General features: G+C 75.7%; 13 protein-coding genes and 1 pseudogene. 8 read left to right on the top strand and 6 right to left on the bottom strand.

The features are described from left to right. Nucleotides 1–59: 59 nt before the first annotated feature. The 4 genes and pseudogenes from eccCa (at nucleotide 60) to ACLQ2V_RS03620 (ending at nucleotide 7,249) form a co-directional block, all read left to right on the top strand. Complete coding sequence (eccCa, locus tag ACLQ2V_RS03605) at nucleotides 60–4,046, top strand: type VII secretion protein EccCa (protein WP_425716864.1); 3,987 nt, start codon at nucleotides 60–62, stop codon at nucleotides 4,044–4,046. Between the two features lie 162 nt (nucleotides 4,047–4,208). Continuing rightward, nucleotides 4,209–5,552, top strand: a complete 1,344-nt coding sequence (mycP, locus tag ACLQ2V_RS03610; RefSeq protein WP_425716865.1) for a type VII secretion-associated serine protease mycosin — start codon at nucleotides 4,209–4,211, stop codon at nucleotides 5,550–5,552. 59 nt (nucleotides 5,553–5,611) lie between these two features. Continuing rightward, nucleotides 5,612–6,346 (top strand): annotated as a pseudogene (locus tag ACLQ2V_RS03615) (phosphatase PAP2 family protein); the annotation flags it as partial. Nucleotides 6,347–6,541: 195 nt separating this feature from the next. After that, nucleotides 6,542–7,249: a phosphatase PAP2 family protein gene (locus ACLQ2V_RS03620; RefSeq protein WP_425716866.1), complete on the top strand. Its 708-nt coding sequence runs from the start codon at nucleotides 6,542–6,544 to the stop codon at nucleotides 7,247–7,249. Between the two features lie 18 nt (nucleotides 7,250–7,267). Here the strand turns inward: ACLQ2V_RS03620 and ACLQ2V_RS03625 are convergent, their stop codons facing one another. From ACLQ2V_RS03625 to ACLQ2V_RS03650, 6 genes are read right to left on the bottom strand one after another with little or no spacing between them, the layout of a single operon-like run. Further along, nucleotides 7,268–8,449 carry a MarP family serine protease gene (locus tag ACLQ2V_RS03625; RefSeq protein ID WP_425716867.1) on the bottom strand — a complete coding sequence of 394 codons (1,182 nt, stop codon included), beginning with the start codon at nucleotides 8,447–8,449 and terminating at the stop codon, nucleotides 7,268–7,270. Nucleotides 8,450–8,507: 58 nt separating this feature from the next. Then, complete coding sequence (locus tag ACLQ2V_RS03630; protein WP_425716868.1) at nucleotides 8,508–9,224, bottom strand: NUDIX hydrolase; 717 nt, start codon at nucleotides 9,222–9,224, stop codon at nucleotides 8,508–8,510. Further along, on the bottom strand, nucleotides 9,221–9,844 hold the full coding sequence (locus tag ACLQ2V_RS03635) for a TlpA family protein disulfide reductase (RefSeq protein WP_425717007.1): 624 nt from the start codon (nucleotides 9,842–9,844) through the stop codon (nucleotides 9,221–9,223). Before ACLQ2V_RS03635 ends, ACLQ2V_RS03630 begins: the two co-directional genes overlap by 4 nt. Nucleotides 9,845–9,885: 41 nt before the next feature. Next, nucleotides 9,886–10,674 carry an endonuclease III gene (gene nth / locus ACLQ2V_RS03640; protein WP_425716869.1) on the bottom strand — a complete coding sequence of 263 codons (789 nt, stop codon included), beginning with the start codon at nucleotides 10,672–10,674 and terminating at the stop codon, nucleotides 9,886–9,888. Between the two features lie 58 nt (nucleotides 10,675–10,732). Then, nucleotides 10,733–11,899: a CapA family protein gene (locus ACLQ2V_RS03645; RefSeq protein WP_425716870.1), complete on the bottom strand. Its 1,167-nt coding sequence runs from the start codon at nucleotides 11,897–11,899 to the stop codon at nucleotides 10,733–10,735. Between the two features lie 54 nt (nucleotides 11,900–11,953). Then, nucleotides 11,954–12,616, bottom strand: coding sequence for an adenosylcobinamide amidohydrolase (locus tag ACLQ2V_RS03650; protein WP_425716871.1), 663 nt, complete (start codon nucleotides 12,614–12,616; stop codon nucleotides 11,954–11,956). A gap of 219 nt (nucleotides 12,617–12,835) precedes the next feature. Here ACLQ2V_RS03650 and ACLQ2V_RS03655 point away from each other — a divergent pair, with 219 nt between their 5' ends. The 4 genes from ACLQ2V_RS03655 to ACLQ2V_RS03670 all read left to right on the top strand — a co-directional run bounded on the left by ACLQ2V_RS03655 (nucleotide 12,836) and on the right by ACLQ2V_RS03670 (nucleotide 16,276). Further along, a complete protein-coding gene (locus tag ACLQ2V_RS03655) occupies nucleotides 12,836–13,513 on the top strand; it encodes a Crp/Fnr family transcriptional regulator (RefSeq protein WP_007466162.1) in 678 nt (225 codons plus the stop codon). Between the two features lie 221 nt (nucleotides 13,514–13,734). Next, on the top strand, nucleotides 13,735–14,340 hold the full coding sequence (locus ACLQ2V_RS03660) for a TetR/AcrR family transcriptional regulator (RefSeq protein ID WP_425716872.1): 606 nt from the start codon (nucleotides 13,735–13,737) through the stop codon (nucleotides 14,338–14,340). Nucleotides 14,341–14,405: 65 nt separating this feature from the next. After that, nucleotides 14,406–14,564, top strand: coding sequence for a hypothetical protein (locus ACLQ2V_RS03665; protein WP_425716873.1), 159 nt, complete (start codon nucleotides 14,406–14,408; stop codon nucleotides 14,562–14,564). Then, a complete protein-coding gene (locus ACLQ2V_RS03670) occupies nucleotides 14,561–16,276 on the top strand; it encodes an acyclic terpene utilization AtuA family protein (RefSeq protein WP_425716874.1) in 1,716 nt (571 codons plus the stop codon). Before ACLQ2V_RS03665 ends, ACLQ2V_RS03670 begins: the two co-directional genes overlap by 4 nt. The last annotated feature ends 13 nt before the right edge of the window (nucleotides 16,277–16,289 follow it).

Raw genomic sequence — 16,289 nt, forward strand, 5'->3', positions numbered from 1 at the left:
GGAAGGACCTTACCTACCATGAGCCAGGCTCGGGTCACCGAGCGCTGTGGGGAGGTCGAGTGTCCACCGTCGTCATCAAGCGACCGCCCCGGCGACCCGCGCCGGAGATCCCGGTCGGCGAGCTGCCCGTGGAGCCGCCGCCGGAGATCCCCGAGGCCACCGGGGGCCGCTGGCAGCAGGCGCTGATGGTGCTGCCGATGCTCGGCGGGACGATCGCCATGGCGATGATGTTCGGCCGGGGCGGCGGAGCGTACTCGTACGTCGTCGGGGCGCTCTTCGGGCTCTCCTCGCTGGCGATGCTGGTGACCTCGTGGGGCAGCGCCTCCGGCACCCCGCGCAAGTCGGAGATGATGGCGGCCCGGCGGGAGTACCTGCGGCACCTGGGCGGGCTGCGCCGCCGGGTCCGGCAGACCGCCGGGCAGCAGCGGGCCGGCCTGCACTACCGCCACCCCGACCCGGGCCGGCTCTGGTCGACCGTCGACAGCCACCGGGTCTGGGAACGCCGCCCCGCCGACCCGGACTTCGCCGTGGTCCGGGTCGGCGTCGGCCCGCAGACCCTGGCCACCCCGCTGGTCGGCCCGGTCACCCGGCCGCTGGAGGAGCTGGAGCCGCTGACCGCCGGCGCGCTGCGCCGCTTCCTCGACGCGTACTCGGTGGTGCCGGAGCTGCCGGTGGCGCTCTCGCTGCGCAGCTTCGCCCGGGTCTTCGTCCGGGGTGAGCCGGCGGGCCGCGACGCCGACGGGCCGCCCCGGCCCGGCACCGGCTCGCCCGCCGCCCAGGCCCTGACCCGGGCGGTGCTCGCCCAGCTCGCGGTCTTCCACGCCCCCGACGAGCTGCTGATCGCCGTCTGCGCCGGCCCGGAGCGGCGGGCGCGCTGGGAGTGGGTGAAGTGGCTGCCGCACGCCCACCACCCGACCCGCGTCGACGCCCTCGGCCCGCTGCGCCTGGTCACCAGCTCCGCCGCCGAGCTGGAGCGGCTCCTCGACGAGCTGCTGGCCAGCCGGCCCCGGTTCAGCCCGGCCGGGCCGGCCACCGACGGGCCGCACGTGGTGGTGGTGCTCGACGGCGGCGACCTCACCGAGGCCGCCGACCTGGCCGGCGACGGCGGCATCGACGCGGTCACCGTCGTCGACCTGGACACCCCGCCGCCGCGCCTGCTCGACCGGCACGCCCTCGTGCTCGAGGTGCGCGGCGGCCGGCTGCACTCGCACTCCACCGACGGGCCCGCCGAGGTGGGCGTGGCCGACGCGCTGGCGCTCGCCGACGCGGAGGCGATCGCCCGCCGGCTCGCCCCGCTGCGGCTCGCCACCGGCGTACGCGGGCCCGACGCCCCGGTCAACGCCGAGCTGGGCCTGCCGGAGCTGCTCGGCATCGGCGACCCGGAGAGCTTCACCACCGAGCAGGGCTGGGCCCCCCGCTCGGCCCGGGACCGGCTGCGCGTGCCGATCGGGGTGGGGCCCGACGGCGGGGCGATCGAGCTGGACCTCAAGGAGTCCGCCCAGGACGGGATGGGCCCGCACGGGCTGCTGATCGGGGCGACCGGCTCCGGCAAGTCGGAGCTGCTGCGCACCCTGGTCCTCGGGTTGGCCGCCACGCACAGCTCCGAGCAGCTCAACGTGGTGCTGGTCGACTTCAAGGGCGGGGCCACCTTCGCCTCGTTCGACCGGCTGCCGCACACCGCCGCGGTGATCACCAACCTGGCCGACGCGTTGCCGCTGGTCGACCGGATGGTCGACGCCATCAACGGGGAGCTGGTCCGCCGCCAGGAGTTGCTGCGCCGGGCCGGCAACTTCGCCAGCCTGCGCGAGTACGAACGGGCGCGCGCCGCCGGCAGCCCGCTGGCCCCGCTGCCGTCACTGCTGCTGGTCTGCGACGAGTTCTCCGAGCTGCTCTCGGCCAAGCCGGACTTCATCGACCTGTTCGTGCAGATCGGCCGGCTGGGCCGGTCGTTGGGGGTGCACCTGCTGCTGGCCAGCCAGCGGTTGGAGGAGGGGCGGCTGCGCGGCCTGGACACCCACCTGTCGTACCGGATCGGGTTGCGGACCTTCTCGGCGTTGGAGTCCCGCACGGTGCTCGGGGTGCCCGACGCCCACGAGCTGCCCCGCTCGCCGGGGCACGGCTACCTGCGCTTCGGCACCGAGCCGCTGATGCGTTTCAAGGCCGCGTACGTCTCCGGCCCGGCCCGCCGCCGGGGCGGCCCGGCGGGGTCGGACGGGGCCGACGCGCCCCGCCTGCTCCCCTTCGCCACCCACCCGGTGCCGCTGCCGCAGCCCGCCGTCCCGGCGCTGACGGCCGCCCCGGAGGAGACGCCGGCCGCGCAGAGCCTGCTCGACGTGCTGGTGGGGCGGCTGGCCGGGCAGGGGCCCCCGGCGCACCAGGTGTGGCTGCCGCCGCTGGACGCCTCCCCCACCCTCGACGAGTTGCTCGGCGGCGTCGACACCGACCCGACGCGCGGGCTGACCTGCGCGAACCCCGAGCTGCACGGCGCGCTGCAGGTGCCGGTGGCGGTGGTCGACAAGCCGTTCGAGCAGCGCCGGGACCTGCTCTGGCTCGCCCTCGGCGGGTCGGCCGGGCACGTCGCCGTGGTGGGTTCCCCACGCAGCGGCCGGTCCGGGCTGCTGCGCACCCTGATCTGCGCGCTGGCGCTGACCCACACCCCGGTCGAGGCGCAGGTGTACTGCCTGGACTTCGGCGGCGGGGGGCTGGCCGCGCTGCGCGACCTGCCGCACGTCGGCGGCGTCTGCGGCCGGACCGACCCGACGACCGTGCGGCGCACCGTCGGGGAACTGGTCACCCTGCTGGTCGACCGGGAGCGCCGCTTCGCGGAGCTGGGGGTCGAGTCCATGGCGGCGTACCGAAAGCGGCGGGCCGCCTCCGCCGCCGCCGGGCAGCCGACCGCCGAGCCGTACGGCGACGTGTTCCTGGTGGTGGACGGCTGGGGCACCCTGCGCAGCGAGTACGAGGACCTGGAACCCCTGGTCACCGAGCTGGCCGCACGCGGGCTGTCGTACGGGGTGCACGTGGTGGCCAGCACGATCCGCTGGACGGACTTCCGCCCGGCCGTGCGGGACCTCTTCGGTTCCCGCCTGGAGTTGCGCCTCGGCGACCCGGCGGACTCGCTGCTGCTGCGCCGGGCGCAGGCGGCGGCCGTGCCGAAGGACGCGCCCGGCCGGGGCATGACCGGCGACGGCCTGCACTTCCTCACCGCGCTGCCCCGGCTGGCCGGGGCGGGGCAGGAGACCGCCGACCTGGTGCGGGCGATCGCCGGGACGTGGTCGGGCCCGGCCGCGCCTCCGGTCCGGCTGCTGCCCCCGGTGCTGCCGTACGCGGAGCTGGACCTGGCCGCCACGACGGGGCTGGCACTGCCGGTCGGGATCGCCGAGGCGGACCTGCGCCCGGTGGTGCTCGACTTCGCCACCGAGCCGCACCTGCTGGTCTTCGGCGACGCCGAGTGCGGCAAGTCGTCGTTCCTGCGGGCATTGGCGGCCACCATCGTCGGCCGGTTCGCCCCGGAGCAGGCCCGGGTGATCCTGGTGGACTACCGGCGCAGCCTGCTCGGCGCGATCGAGACGGAGCACGAGATCGGCTGCGGCACCTCCGCCGCCAGCACCGAGCCCCTGATCGAGTCGGCCGCCGGGTACCTGAAGCTGCGCCTGCCCGGCGCGGACATCACCTCGGCGCAGCTGCGGCAGCGGTCGTGGTGGTCGGGGCCGGAGCTGTTCGTGCTGGTGGACGACTACGACCTGGTGGCCGGCGGGCCGGTCAACCCGCTGCGGGCGTTGGAGGAGTACCTCCCCCAGGCCCGCGACGTCGGCCTGCACCTGGTGCTGGCCCGCCGCGCCGGGGGCCTGAGCCGGGCGTACGACCAGCTCCTACAGCGGTTGAAGGAGCTCTCCACGCCGGGGTTGGTGATGGCCGGCGACCCGGACGAGGGGCCGCTGGTCGGCCAGGTCCGGCCCGGTCCGCTGCCGGCGGGGCGGGCCCGGCTGGTGACCCGGCGCGAGGGCGTCCGGCTGGTCCAGTTGGCCCATCTCCCGCCGCCGTGACCGGCCCGCTGCGGCCGCGTCGCCCCGGCCCGCTGCGGCCCGTCGCGGCCGCGCGCCGTGCCGCCACGGGTTGATCCTTCGTTCTATACCCGGATTCCGGTGTGACGGAGGGGAAAAACGGTAATCTCCGAGCAGGATGTGTCCGCGACGAAGGCTGGGAATGTGACTGGGGTTCGGCAGGCCCGTCCGACGACGGCGCGGCGGTGCGCCGGTCGCGCGCTGCTCGGCGTGGCGACGCTCGCGGTGTCGCTCGTCGGTCCGGTCGCGCCGTCGGCCGTCGCGGCCGCGCCGGCGCGCCCCACCGGTGCGGTCCCGCTCGCCGCGCCGGCGGTCGGCGGCCTGCCGTGGCGGGTGACGCCGGCGCGGGCCGACCAGATCCGCGGCCAGCAGTGGCAGCTCGACGAGTTGCGGGCGGAGGCCGTCTGGCGCACGTCGACCGGGCGCGGGGTCACCGTCGCGGTGATCGATTCCGGGGTCGACGCCGCGCACCCCGACTTGGCCGGTCAGGTGCTCGACGGCATCGACATGGTCGCCGACGACGGCACCGACGACGGTCCGGACCCGGTCGGCCACGGCACCACGGTCGCCGCCCTGATCGCGGGGCGCAACGACGACCGGCGGGGGGCGGTGGGGCTCGCCCCGGACGCGAAGATCCTCCCGGTGCGGGTCCTCGACGACGAGAACCGCTACGACGACGCGCTGGTCGTCGCGCGGGCGGTCCGTTGGGCGGTGGACAAGGGCGCCCGGGTGATCAACCTGTCCCTCGGCAGCGGCGGCGACAGCCCCGCCCTGGCTGCGGCGCTGGACTACGCCTTCGCCCGGGACGTGGTGGTGGTCGCCTGCACCGGCAACGTGGCCACCTCCACCGACACCAGGGTCTGGTATCCGGCCCGGGAGCCGGGCGTGATCGCCGTCGCGGGGCTGGAGCGCTCCGGCGACGCCCTCTGGTCCGGTTCGATCACCGGCCCCGCCACCGTCCTCACCGCGCCGGCCACCGGCCTGGTCGGGGCCCGGCCGGGCGGGTACTGGCGGGTGCAGGGCACCAGCTTCGCGTCCCCGCTGGTCGCCGCGACCGCCGCCCTGGTCCGCTCGCACTGGCCGCAGCTGTCCGCCGGCGAGGTGGTGAACCGCCTGATCAGCACCGCCCGGGACGTGGGGCCCGCCGGCCGCGACGACCGCTTCGGGTACGGGGTGGTGGACCCGCTCGCCGCGCTCACCGCCGACGTGCCGCCGGTGGGGCGCAACCCGCTCGACGACCACACCTCCCCCGGCGTGGTCGGCTTCGGCCCGGCGCCCGGCTCCGGGCAGGACGACCCGGTCGCGGGGGCCGGCGCGGACCCGCTCGGCTTCACCACCCGTCAGCAGGCCCGCTGGGCGGCCCGCCCGGCCGGCGGCGGGGTCGACTCCGTCGCGGGGCGGCTCTGGGCGGGCGGCGGCGTCCTCGCCGTCGGGGCCGTCGGGGTGGCGCTGACGCTCCGGCGCCGGCACCGCCGCTCGACTCGCTGAACGCCCGCCGCCGCGTTCGGCCGGCCTGATCCGGGCCCCGGCTGGGTAGGGATGCTCCCATGAGTACGTCCGGTCAGCGCCCGCCCCTGCCGAACGCCGCCCCGTGGCGGTCGCGCCGCCGCGACCAGGACCGGTCGCTGCGGCTGCGGCTCGCCCTCGCCGCCGCAGCCGCCCTGGCGCTCCTGGTGCCCTTCGCCCTGCTCGCCCTGCTGGTGCTGGGGGCCTGGGAGCCGCTGCACCGGCTGGACGCCACAGTCACCGACGCCCTGCACGACCACGCCCTCGACCACCCCGGCCTGGTGACGTCGATGACCGTCTGGACGCACGTCTTCGCCCCGTGGCCGCTGCGTGTCGCCGTGCTCGCCGTGGTGGTCTGGCTGTACCGCCGGCGGGCGGCCCGACGGCTGGCCTGGTGGGCGGCGACCACGATGGTCGTGGGCGGGCTGCTGGGCCCGCTGATCAAGCTGCTGGTCGGTCGGGACCGGCCGGCGCTGCTCGACCCGGTGGCGCGGGCCGCCGGCTACTCGTTCCCCTCCGGGCACGCGCTGAACGCCGCCCTGGCCGCCGGGGTGCTGCTACTGATCTTCCTCCCGTACGCCCGGGAGCGTCCCGCCGCGCGCGGGGCGCTCTGGGCCGCCGCCGTCGTGGTCGGCGCCCTGACCGGGGTGAGCCGGGTGCTGCTGGGGGTGCACTGGACCAGCGACGTGATCGGCGGCTGGCTGCTGGGCGTGGCGGTGGTGGCGGCCACCACGACCGCCTTCGGCAGCTGGCGGGCGGAGACCGGCCGCCGACGGTCGGCCCCGGCGACGGAGGGCGTCGAGCCCGAACTGGCCGACGACGAGGGCGTGGAGCCCGCGTCGGTCGAGCGCGGGAACCGGCCGGTGGCGGGCGGCGGGCCGGCTCGGCCGCGACCGGTCGACGACGAGGCTCGATCGGGGCCGGGCAGCGGGCAGGCTTAGCGGCGGACCCCGTCGGGTACTGGCCGGGCCATGTCCGATGTGCTGGTTCAAGGCTGCAAGCGGGTGCTGCTCCCCGTGAGCCTGCTGCTCTCCGTCATGGTGCTGCTCGGGGTGCTCGTCACCCGGGTGTTCGAGCACGCCTGGCCGTTCACCGCCGAGGACGCGGTCAACCGCGAACTGGCCGCCGACCGCACCGAGGGCTGGAACAACGTCTCGCTGGTGTTCAGCACCCTGGCCAGCACCCAGGTCGTCGTGCTGGTGACCGCGATCGTGGCGGTGGTCCTGCGGCTGGTGCTGCACCGCTGGCGCGAATCGATCTTCCTCTGCGCGGCGGTCAGCGCGCAGGCCCTGGTCTTCCTGCTGACCACGATGGCCATCGACCGGCGGCGTCCGGAGGTCGTGCACATGGACGACTCGCCGCCGACCTCCAGCTTCCCGTCCGGGCACACCTCGGCGGCGGTGGCGCTCTACGTCGGCATCGCGCTGCTGCTGGCGCTGCGCGCGCGCAGCACCCCGGCGAAGGCCGCCTGGTGGACCCTGCTGCTGGTGGTGCCCGTCGGCGTCGCGCTGACCCGGATGTACCGGGGCATGCACCACCCGAGCGACGTGGTGGCGTCCTTCCTCAACGGCGGCACCTGCGTGCTGATCATGGCGCGGGCGGTGCTGGACCGGGGGGTGCGGTGGGGCCGGGAGAAGCTGCCGGGCGTCGCCCGGGTGGCCCGGGTTCCCGCCGCCTGAGCGGGATCGGGCGGCGGGTCAGGTGCACTCGCCGGTGCCGACCGGGCGGGTGCGCTCGGCGCCGGCCAGGGCCACCGGGCGGGCCTCGGCGGCCGTGAGGGCGAAGCCGGTGTTCGGGTCGTCCGCCGCCGCCGCGAAGATCACCCCGAGGACGAGGCCGTTGGCGGAGAGCAGCGGACCGCCGGAGTTTCCGCTGCGCACCAACGCCCGGATCGTGTAGATCTCCCGGGTGACCTTGTCGGCCGAGGAGTAGATGTCCGGCCCCTTGATCCGGTCGACGTCGCGGATCCGGGCCGACTGGGCGTTGTACGGCCCGTCGAGCGGGAAGCCCAGCACGATCGCGTCCGTCCCGCTGCCCGCGTTGCTGGCGGCGAAGCGCAGCGACGGGCCGGGCATCCCGGGCACCCGCAGCACGGCCAGGTCCCGGTCGGGGTCGTAGACGACCACCTCGCCGTCGTACCGGTTGCCGTTGAGCTCGACGGCAACCGAGCGGGTGCCCGCCACGACGTGCGCGTTGGTCATCACCCGGTCGTCGGCGTACACGAAGCCGGTGCCCTCGATGCGGCGGGCGCAGCTCGGCGCGGAGCCCAGCACCTTGACCACCGAGCGCCGGCCGTCGGCGACCACCGGGGAGCCGGCGAGCGCCGGGTCGGGCGGCTCGACCTGCCGGGCCCGGGTGGGCGCGAGGCCGCTGAAGACGTCGGGGAAGCCGTTGGTGTCGACGGTGTCCCGCAGCGCGGTGGAGAGCTCCTGCGCCTTGTCCGGCAGCACCTGGTCGACCACGGTGAGCAGCGCGCTGTTGCGCACCGAGGAGGCCAGCCAGGGCAGCGACGACGAGCCCAGCGGCACCGCCACCAGCCAGGCCACCAGCATGACGGCGACCAGGGAGACGAACGCCCCGCCCACGTCGTCGGCCCGCCTGCCCACGTCGCTGGTGATGGTCCGGCGCAGGTGGGAGCCGATCCAGCCGGCCAACGCCTGACCCACCACCGCCAGCCCGAAGACCGCGACCAGGGAGATCAGGATGCGGGTGCCGCTGTCGGCGAACTGGCGGGCCAGCAGCGGGCCGAGTTGCAGGCCGAGGAGCGCGCCCAGGAAGAACCCGGAGAACGACAGCACCCCGGTGACGAAGCCCTGCCGGTATCCGCTGATCGCGAAGAGCAGCATGAGGACGAGCAGGACGAGATCCACGGCCGACACCCCTAAAGGGTACGGGCACCCGGCGCGGGGGCGGACCGGCGCTCGCGGAAGGCGCCGGTCAGGTCGGCGGCCCGGCCGCCTCGTCGATGGAGGTCGCCTCGTCGACGGCGTCGGTGCCGGCCGACGGCGCGGGGTCGGCCCCGGCGGGCGGCAGGTCGATCACCCGGTCGCGGGGCCAGGGGCGGGCCCAGCCGCCCATCTCCAGCAGCGTGGCCAGCACCCCGGCGGTGAAGCCCCAGACCAGCATGCCGCGCACCGAGAAGGCCGGGCCGATCCAGCCGCTGGGGTGTCGTACCCGCATCCGGTTGGCCGGGTCGACCAGCTCGGCGACGGGGAGCCGGGCGACGTGCGCGACCTCGGCGGGCTCCCGGGGGTGCACCGGGTGCGGCCGGTGCCACCAGCCGAGCACGGGGGTCACCACGAAGTCGCTGACCGGGATCCAGAGCTTCGGCAGCTCGGTCAGCACGGTGACGCTGGCCGGGTCGAGGTCGACCTCCTCGTTGGCCTCGCGCAGCGCGGTGGCGGTGACGTCGGCGTCGGTCGGGTCGGCCGCCCCGCCGGGGAAGGCTGGCTGCCCGGCGTGGTTGCGCAGGGTGGCGGCGCGCTGGAGGACCAGCACGTCCGGGCCGGCCCCGGGCTCCTCGGCCAGCAGCACCAGCACGGCGCTCTCCCGCCCGCCGCTTTCCGGGGTGGCGATGCGGGTGAAGTCCTCGGCCCGCGCGGTGCCGAGCCGGGCCAGCAGCGGGTCCAGCCAGGCGGGGGGTTGGCGGGTCATTCGGGCACCGCCAGCCCCAGGTGCTCGCGGACCAGCGCGGCGAGGCGGGCGTCGTCCAGCGCGCCGGAGGTGTCGACGTGCCGGACCCGGCTGTCGGCGTCGACGAAGACGGTCAGCGGGATGCCGTTGCGGCCCAGCTCCCGGCGCAGGCTCTCCCCCTGGTCGAACAGGACGGGGAAGCGGATGCCGAAGTCCTCGCCGAGCGCCTGGGCGGCGTCGCGGCTGTCGCGGGTGTTGACCCCGAGCACCTGGAGCCGGCCGGCCGCGCGCTCGCTGAGCCGCTGGAAGGCGGGCAGCTCCTTGCGGCAGGGCGGGCACCAGGACGCCCAGAGGTTGACCACGGCGGGCCCCCGCACGGCCCGCAGGTCGACCGGGTCGCCCCCGGTGAAGCAGGGCAGGGTCAGCGCGGGCAGCAGCGCCGGGCGCGCCCCGCCGGGCGTCGGGGCATCCGACACCGGCGGGCTGGCGGACGCCGGCGGCACGGTCAGGGGCGCGCAGGCGGCGAACGGCGACGGACGGGTGTTCTTCCGGTCCTCCGACGGCGTCGGCTCCTCGGCCGGTGCGGTGCAGCCGGCGGCCAGCAGCGCCAGCGGCAGCAGCAGCGCCGGCAGCCGGCGCAGGAGCAGCCTCCGTGACCCGCGCAGGGCGGGGCGGCGGGGCTTCACGGTGCCTCCGCGACGACCGCCTGCTGCGGCACCAGCTCGGGGTCGACGCCCGCGGCGACGGCCAGGTCCCGGGCCCGGGGGCCCTTGAGCAGCTTCGCGGCGGCGGCCGGATCGGTCGGCCCGGTCCCGTACGCGGGGCAGAGCTTCGCCAGCGTGCACGCCCCGCAGGCCGGCTTGCGGGCGTGACAGACCCGCCGGCCGTGGAAGATGATCCGGTGCGACAGCATCGTCCAGTCGCGCTTCGGGTACATCGCGCCGATCGCGTGCTCGATCTTCACCGGGTCGGTCTCGGCGGTGAGCCCCCAGCGCTGCGTCAACCGCTGGAAGTGGGTGTCGACGGTGATGCCGGGGACGCCGAAGGCGTTGCCGAGGATGACGTTGGCGGTCTTGCGGCCGATCCCCGGCAGCGTCACCAGGTCGGCCAGCTTCCCCGGGACCTGCCCGTCGTACCGCTCGACGAGGGCCTGGCCCAGTTTGATCAGCGAGTCGGTCTTGTTGCGGTAGAAGCCGGTGGGTCGGATCAGCTCCTCCAGCTCGGCCCGGTCCGCCCCGGCGTAGTCGGCGGCGGTCAGATACCGGGCGAAGAGCTTCGGGGTGACCTCGTTGACCTTCTTGTCCGTGCACTGCGCCGACAGGATCGTCGCCACGGCCAGCTCCAACGGGCCGCGGTGGTCCAGCTCGCAGTGCGCGTCGGGATGTGTCTCGGTCAGCGCCCGGCCGATCTTGCGGGCGCGGCGGGTGCGCCCGAGGTCGGTCTCGGCGGTCGCGGGGGAGCTGCTCGTCACGACGGAAAGCCTACGTCGCCCCGGTCGCGGCCCGGTGGGTCCACCCGGGCCTCGCGCGTCACCCCTGCGTGATCCGGCCGGCGTCGTCGAACTTCGCCCCGGTGTCCGGAAAGTCCGACCGGGTGAGCTGTGCGACCAGGCCCAACCCCCGGTCGTCCGGGTCCATCGTCGGCTTGCCGAGCGAGTTCATGTACGTCGAGGTGAACGTCCCGCCGGCGAAGCTGCCGTCCGGCTTCAGCGACACCTTCAGCACCCCGCCCCAGCCGAGCCGGCCGCTGTTGCTCAGCGAGTTGCCGCCGCCGGCGAAGTTGCCCAGGCTGTACGCGATCAGCCGGCCCCGGTAGAACTCCATGCCGCGCAGCACGTGCGGGCCGTGGCCGACGATCAGGTCGGCCCCGGCGTCGATCATGGCGCGGGAGAACTTCACCGGGTCGCCCCGGTTCTCGCCGAGGAACATCTCGGTGCCGGGCCGGACCCGGGTCTTGTCGGCGCCCTCGCCGCCCATGTGCACCTGCACGACGACCAGGTCCGCCATGGTGGCGGCCTTCTTCACCACCGCGCGGGCGGCGGCGACGTCGACCAGGCTGTTGGACCAGACGTACGACGAGAAGCCCGCGACGGCGATCTTCACGCCCTCGGCCTCGACCACCGTGATCTGGTCGGGCGCGCCGGTGTGCGCCAGGTCGTGTTCTTCCAGCGCCCGCTGGGTGTTCCGGTAGCCCTTCGGCCCGAAGTCGTAGCCGTGGTTGTTGGCCTGGTTGAGCAGCTCGAAGCCGGCGTCGCGCAGGTGGGCGGCGTACTCCGGCGGGGCGCGGAACTGGAAGCACCGGGTGGAGTCGGCCCCGCACTTGCCGGTGCCGGTGTCCACGGTCAGCGGCTCCTCCAGGTTGCCCATCACCAGGTCGGCGGCGAGCGCCTTCTTGACGGAGTCGAAGAAGCCCTTGCCGCCGCCGGGCGGGAGCCGGTTCGGCGCGTTGCCCATGATGATGTCGCCGGTGGCCGAGAGCGACACGCTCTTCGCCGCGCCGTCGCCGGTGGCGGCCGGGGTGGCGGTGCGGGCCGCGCCGCCGGAGCCGGTCGCCGCCGCGCCCGAGCCGCCCGACTGCCAGGCCGGCGCCTCGCCGGAGTCGGCGCAGCCGGCGGCCAGCAGCGCGCTGAGCAGCACGCCGAGGCCGAGCGCGAGGCGGCGCGGCCGACGGGTTCCGGGGCAGGTGGCGGCGTACATCGTCGGGACGCTACCGGGGCGTGGCGGCCCCGACGACGGCCGATCGGTCGGACTTCAGGCCCCGCACCGGTCGGACCAGGGGATTACCGTGCCGACCCCGCCGGCCAGCACGGCGCGGTGTACGGCCCGCGCCAGCGGGCCGCCCCAGGCGGAGCGGGGCCCCCCGTACGCGGCCGGCGGCCCGTCGGCCGGGCAGAGCACGGTGACCGCGTCGGTGGGGGTGCCGGTGGCGGCCAGCCCCAGCTCCCGGATCGCCTGCGCCTTCGCCTCGGTCGCGGTGGCGACCGCGTTGACCAGCGCCGCGTCGCCGAGCCGGGCGGGCACCTGGACCACGATGTTGACCGTACCGACCCGTACCGGCGCGGCGGCGGGGTCGGGGGCGGCGGCCTGGACCGGGGTGCCCAGCCCGACGGTGGCCCAGACCCGCACCCCCGCGTCGGCCCGGGTGATCACCTCGGCGACGTCGACCCCGGTCAGCAGCCCGACGCCGGGCCCGACCAGGCCGAGCGAGTCGGCCAGCTCGGCCAGGTGCCCGGCCGGGTCGTCCCGGTGGTACGACATCGGCACGGTCGCGTTGACCACCCAGTGCCGTACGCCGATCCCGCCGCCGAGCGGCGCGGAGCTGATCGCCAGCAGCGGCCGGGCGGCCCGCCAGACGAGTAGCGGGACGTCCCACCCGTCCTCGCGGCGGCTGGTGAGGGTCGGCTCGGTCAGCACGCCGCCGACCCTACGTTCCGGGCGGCTGCGGGGGTTGTCGGGGCCCCGCGCGACGGGCGATCATAGTGGTTGATCAGGGCGGGCAGGTTACATCCAACGATCAAGATTCCCGGGGTGCACCGCTGATTACGGCTCACGTGCGCCTAGACTGGCCACGCGCGAGGGATCAGCGGACGGCGGACCCGGCCGACGGACGGCACGTGCAGGCGGAGGTGCGCGATGGACGAGGTACTTGCCCGCAGCGGGATCTTTCAGGGAGTCGACCCGGAGGCTGCTGAGGCGCTGGCCAAGGAGATGGAGACGATCGAGGTCCGCAAGGGCGAGATCGTCTTCAACGAGGGCGAGCCCGGTGACAGTCTCTACATCCTCTTGTCCGGCAAGATCAAGGTTGGTCGCCGGGCGGCGGATGGCCGGCAGAACCTGATCGCCGTGATGGGCCCGTCGGACATGGTCGGTGAGCTGTCGCTCTTCGACCCGGGGCCCCGGACGGCCACGGCGACCGCCGTGACCGACACCCGGCTGGTGCGCCTGCGCAAGCAGGCCCTGCGGCCGTGGCTGAACAACCGGCCCGAGATCGCCGAGCAACTGCTGCGGGTGCTGGCCCGCAGGCTGCGCCGGACGAACGACTCGCTGGCCGACCTGATCTTCACCGACGTGCCGGGCCGGGTCGCGAAGAACCTGCTCCAGATGGCCGGCCGGTTCGGCACCCGCGACGGCGGCGTGCTGCGGGTGACCCACGACCTCACCCAGGAGGAGATCGCCCAGCTCGTCGGCGCCTCCCGGGAGACCGTCAACAAGGCGCTCGCCGACTTCGCCTCGCGGGGCTGGCTGCGCCTGGACGGCAAGAGCATCATCATCCTGGACCCCGAGCGCCTGGCCCGTCGCGCCCGCGTCTGACCCCGCGTCGTACCGGCTCCGTCCGGCCACCCACGCCCGACTGCCCGCACCGGCCCTGCCCGGCCGGCCCGCTTCGCCCGCTCCACCGGACATCCCGGCCCGGACCGCCAACGGTCCGGGCCGGTGCCGTTGCGCCCCCGCACCCTGAACCCGCCGCCCGCTCCGCCACCCCATAAAAAGTCAGTCTTGACTGTTTGTTTCTTCGCCGGCAGGCTGTTCCCGTGCCCAACGTATCGACGCGCGTCCCTCAGCAGGAGCGCAGCCGCGCCACCCGCGCCCGGCTGCTGGAGGCGACCGTCGACTGCCTGGTCGAGCACGGCTGGTCCGGTACCACCACGACGGTGGTGGCGAGCCGGGCGGGGGTCTCGCGGGGCGCGCAGTTGCACCACTACCCCACCCGGGCCGCCCTGGTCACCGCCGCCGTGACGCACCTGGCGGAGCGCCGGGCGGCGGAGCTGCGCACCGAGGCCGAGGCGCTGCCGGCCGGGCCGCAGCGGCTCGACCGGGTGATCGACCTGCTCGGTGCGGCGTTCACCGGGCCGCTCTTCGTCGCCGCGCTCGAGCTCTGGGTCGCCGCCCGCACCGACGCCGAGCTACGCGACGCCCTCGTGCCGCTGGAGACGCAGGTGGGCCGGGAGATGCACCGCCTGACCGTCGCGCTGCTCGGGGTCGACGAGCGACGACCCGGCGTACGGGAGGCCGTGCAGGCCACCCTCGACCTGCTGCGCGGGCTCGGGGTGGCCAACCTGCTCAACGACGACTCGGCGCGCCGCGCCGCCCTGCTCGCCACCTGGAAACGCCAGCTCGCCACCCTGCTCACCCCCTGATCCGCAGCACCGGCAGCAGCACCCGCCACCCCGTCCGTCCCCCGAGCGGCAGCACTGGAGGTGTCATGGTCGACCTCGCCGACCTCCGCACGGAGCTGACCGAGGAGTCCGCGCAGTCGGACGCCCCGCTGGCCCCGGTCGACTGGGCGCGGCCCACCCCGCCGACCGGCCGGGCGGTCGGTTACCAGATCGCGCCGACGCCCGGGGCGGGGGTGGGGGCGTGAGCGGGGTGCTGCGGGTGGGGAACGCGTCCGGCTTCTACGGTGACCGGTTCACCGCCTGGCGGGAGATGCTCGACGGCGGCGAGCTGGACGTGCTGACCGGCGACTACCTGGCCGAGCTGACCATGCTGATCCTGGGCCGGGACCGGCTGCGCGACCCCGACCTGGGGTACGCGCGGACGTTTCTGCGTCAACTGGAGGGGTGCCTCGGCACGGCGCTGGAGCGCGGGGTGCGGATCGTGACCAACGCCGGCGGGCTGAACCCGGCCGGGCTGGCCGCCGCGATCGGGTCGCTGGCCGACCGGCTCGGCCTCACCGCCCGAATCGGGTACGTCGAGGGCGACGCGCTGCCCCGGCCCGACGCGCTGACGGCGAACGCGTACCTGGGGGCGTTCGGGATCGCCGCCTGCCTCGACGCCGGGGCGGACGTGGTGGTCACCGGCCGGGTCACCGACGCGTCCCTGGTGGTGGGGCCGGCGATCGCCCGGTTCGGCTGGGGTCGCGGCGACCTCGACGCGCTGGCCGGGGCGACCGTGGCCGGGCACCTGCTCGAGTGCGGGGCGCAGGTCACCGGCGGCAACTTCAGCTTCTTCACGGAGCTGCCCGACGGGGGTCACCGGCCGGGCTTCCCCATCGCGGAGCTCCACCCGGACGGCTCGGCGGTGCTCACCAAGCACCCCGGCACGGGCGGCGCGGTCACCGTGGAGACGGTCACCGCCCAGCTGTTGTACGAGGTGGGCGGCCCCGACTACCTGGGCCCGGACGTGGTGACCCGGCTGGACACGGTGACGCTGGGCGCGGCCGGGCCGGACCGGGTGCGGGTGGGCGGGGTCCGGGGCACGCCCCCGCCGGGCACGCTGAAGGTCGGGGTGAACAACCTGGGCGGGTTCCGCAACTCGATGACGTTCGTCCTCTGCGGGCTGGACATCCCCGCCAAGGCGGCCCTGGTCCGGGGTCAGCTCGAGGCCGCCGTCGGCGCGGAGGGGCTGGAGTTCGTGCTGGCCCGCACCGACCACCCGGACAGCGGTGACACGGAGACGGCGAGCGCGCTGCTGCACGTACACCTGCGGGACGGTGACAAGGCGCGGGCCGGGCGGGCGTTCTCGGCCGCTGCGGTGGAGTTGGCGTTGGCCTCGTATCCGGGCTGCACGCTGACCACGCTGCCGGGCGACGCCACCCCGTTCGGGGTCTTCACCGTCGACGCGGTGCCGCAGGGCACGGTGGCGCACGTGGCCGTGCTCCCCTCGGGCGAACGGGTCCCGATCGCGCCGCCGCCGGTGACGGCTCGGCGGCCGGAGGCGGTGCCGGTCGAGCGTGGGGCCGTGGCGCGGCCGGCGGCGGGGGCCGGGGTTGTGGCGGCGCGGTCGACGCGGCGGGGGGTGCTCGGGGAGGTGGTGGGGGCGCGCTCGGGTGACAAGGGCGGCGACGCCAACCTGGGCGTCTGGGCCCGCAGCGACGCGACCTGGGCGTGGCTGCGCGAGTGGCTGACCGTGGGGCGGCTGGCCGAGCTGCTGCCGGAGACGGCGTCGTTGACCGTGGAGCGGTACGAGCTGGCGAACCTGCGGGCGGTCAACTTCGTGATCCGGGGGCTGCTCGGGCCGGGGGTGGCCGGGTCCACCCGGTTCGACCCGCAGGCCAAGGCGCTGGGCGAGCTGCTGCGCTCCCGCGTCGTCGACCTGCCCGCCGAGCACGTCGCCGACCGGCCCGCCGAATGAGTCAGATCAACGC

The organism is Micromonospora sp. DT233, from assembly GCF_049841815.1.
Lineage (GTDB): Bacteria > Actinomycetota > Actinomycetes > Mycobacteriales > Micromonosporaceae > Micromonospora.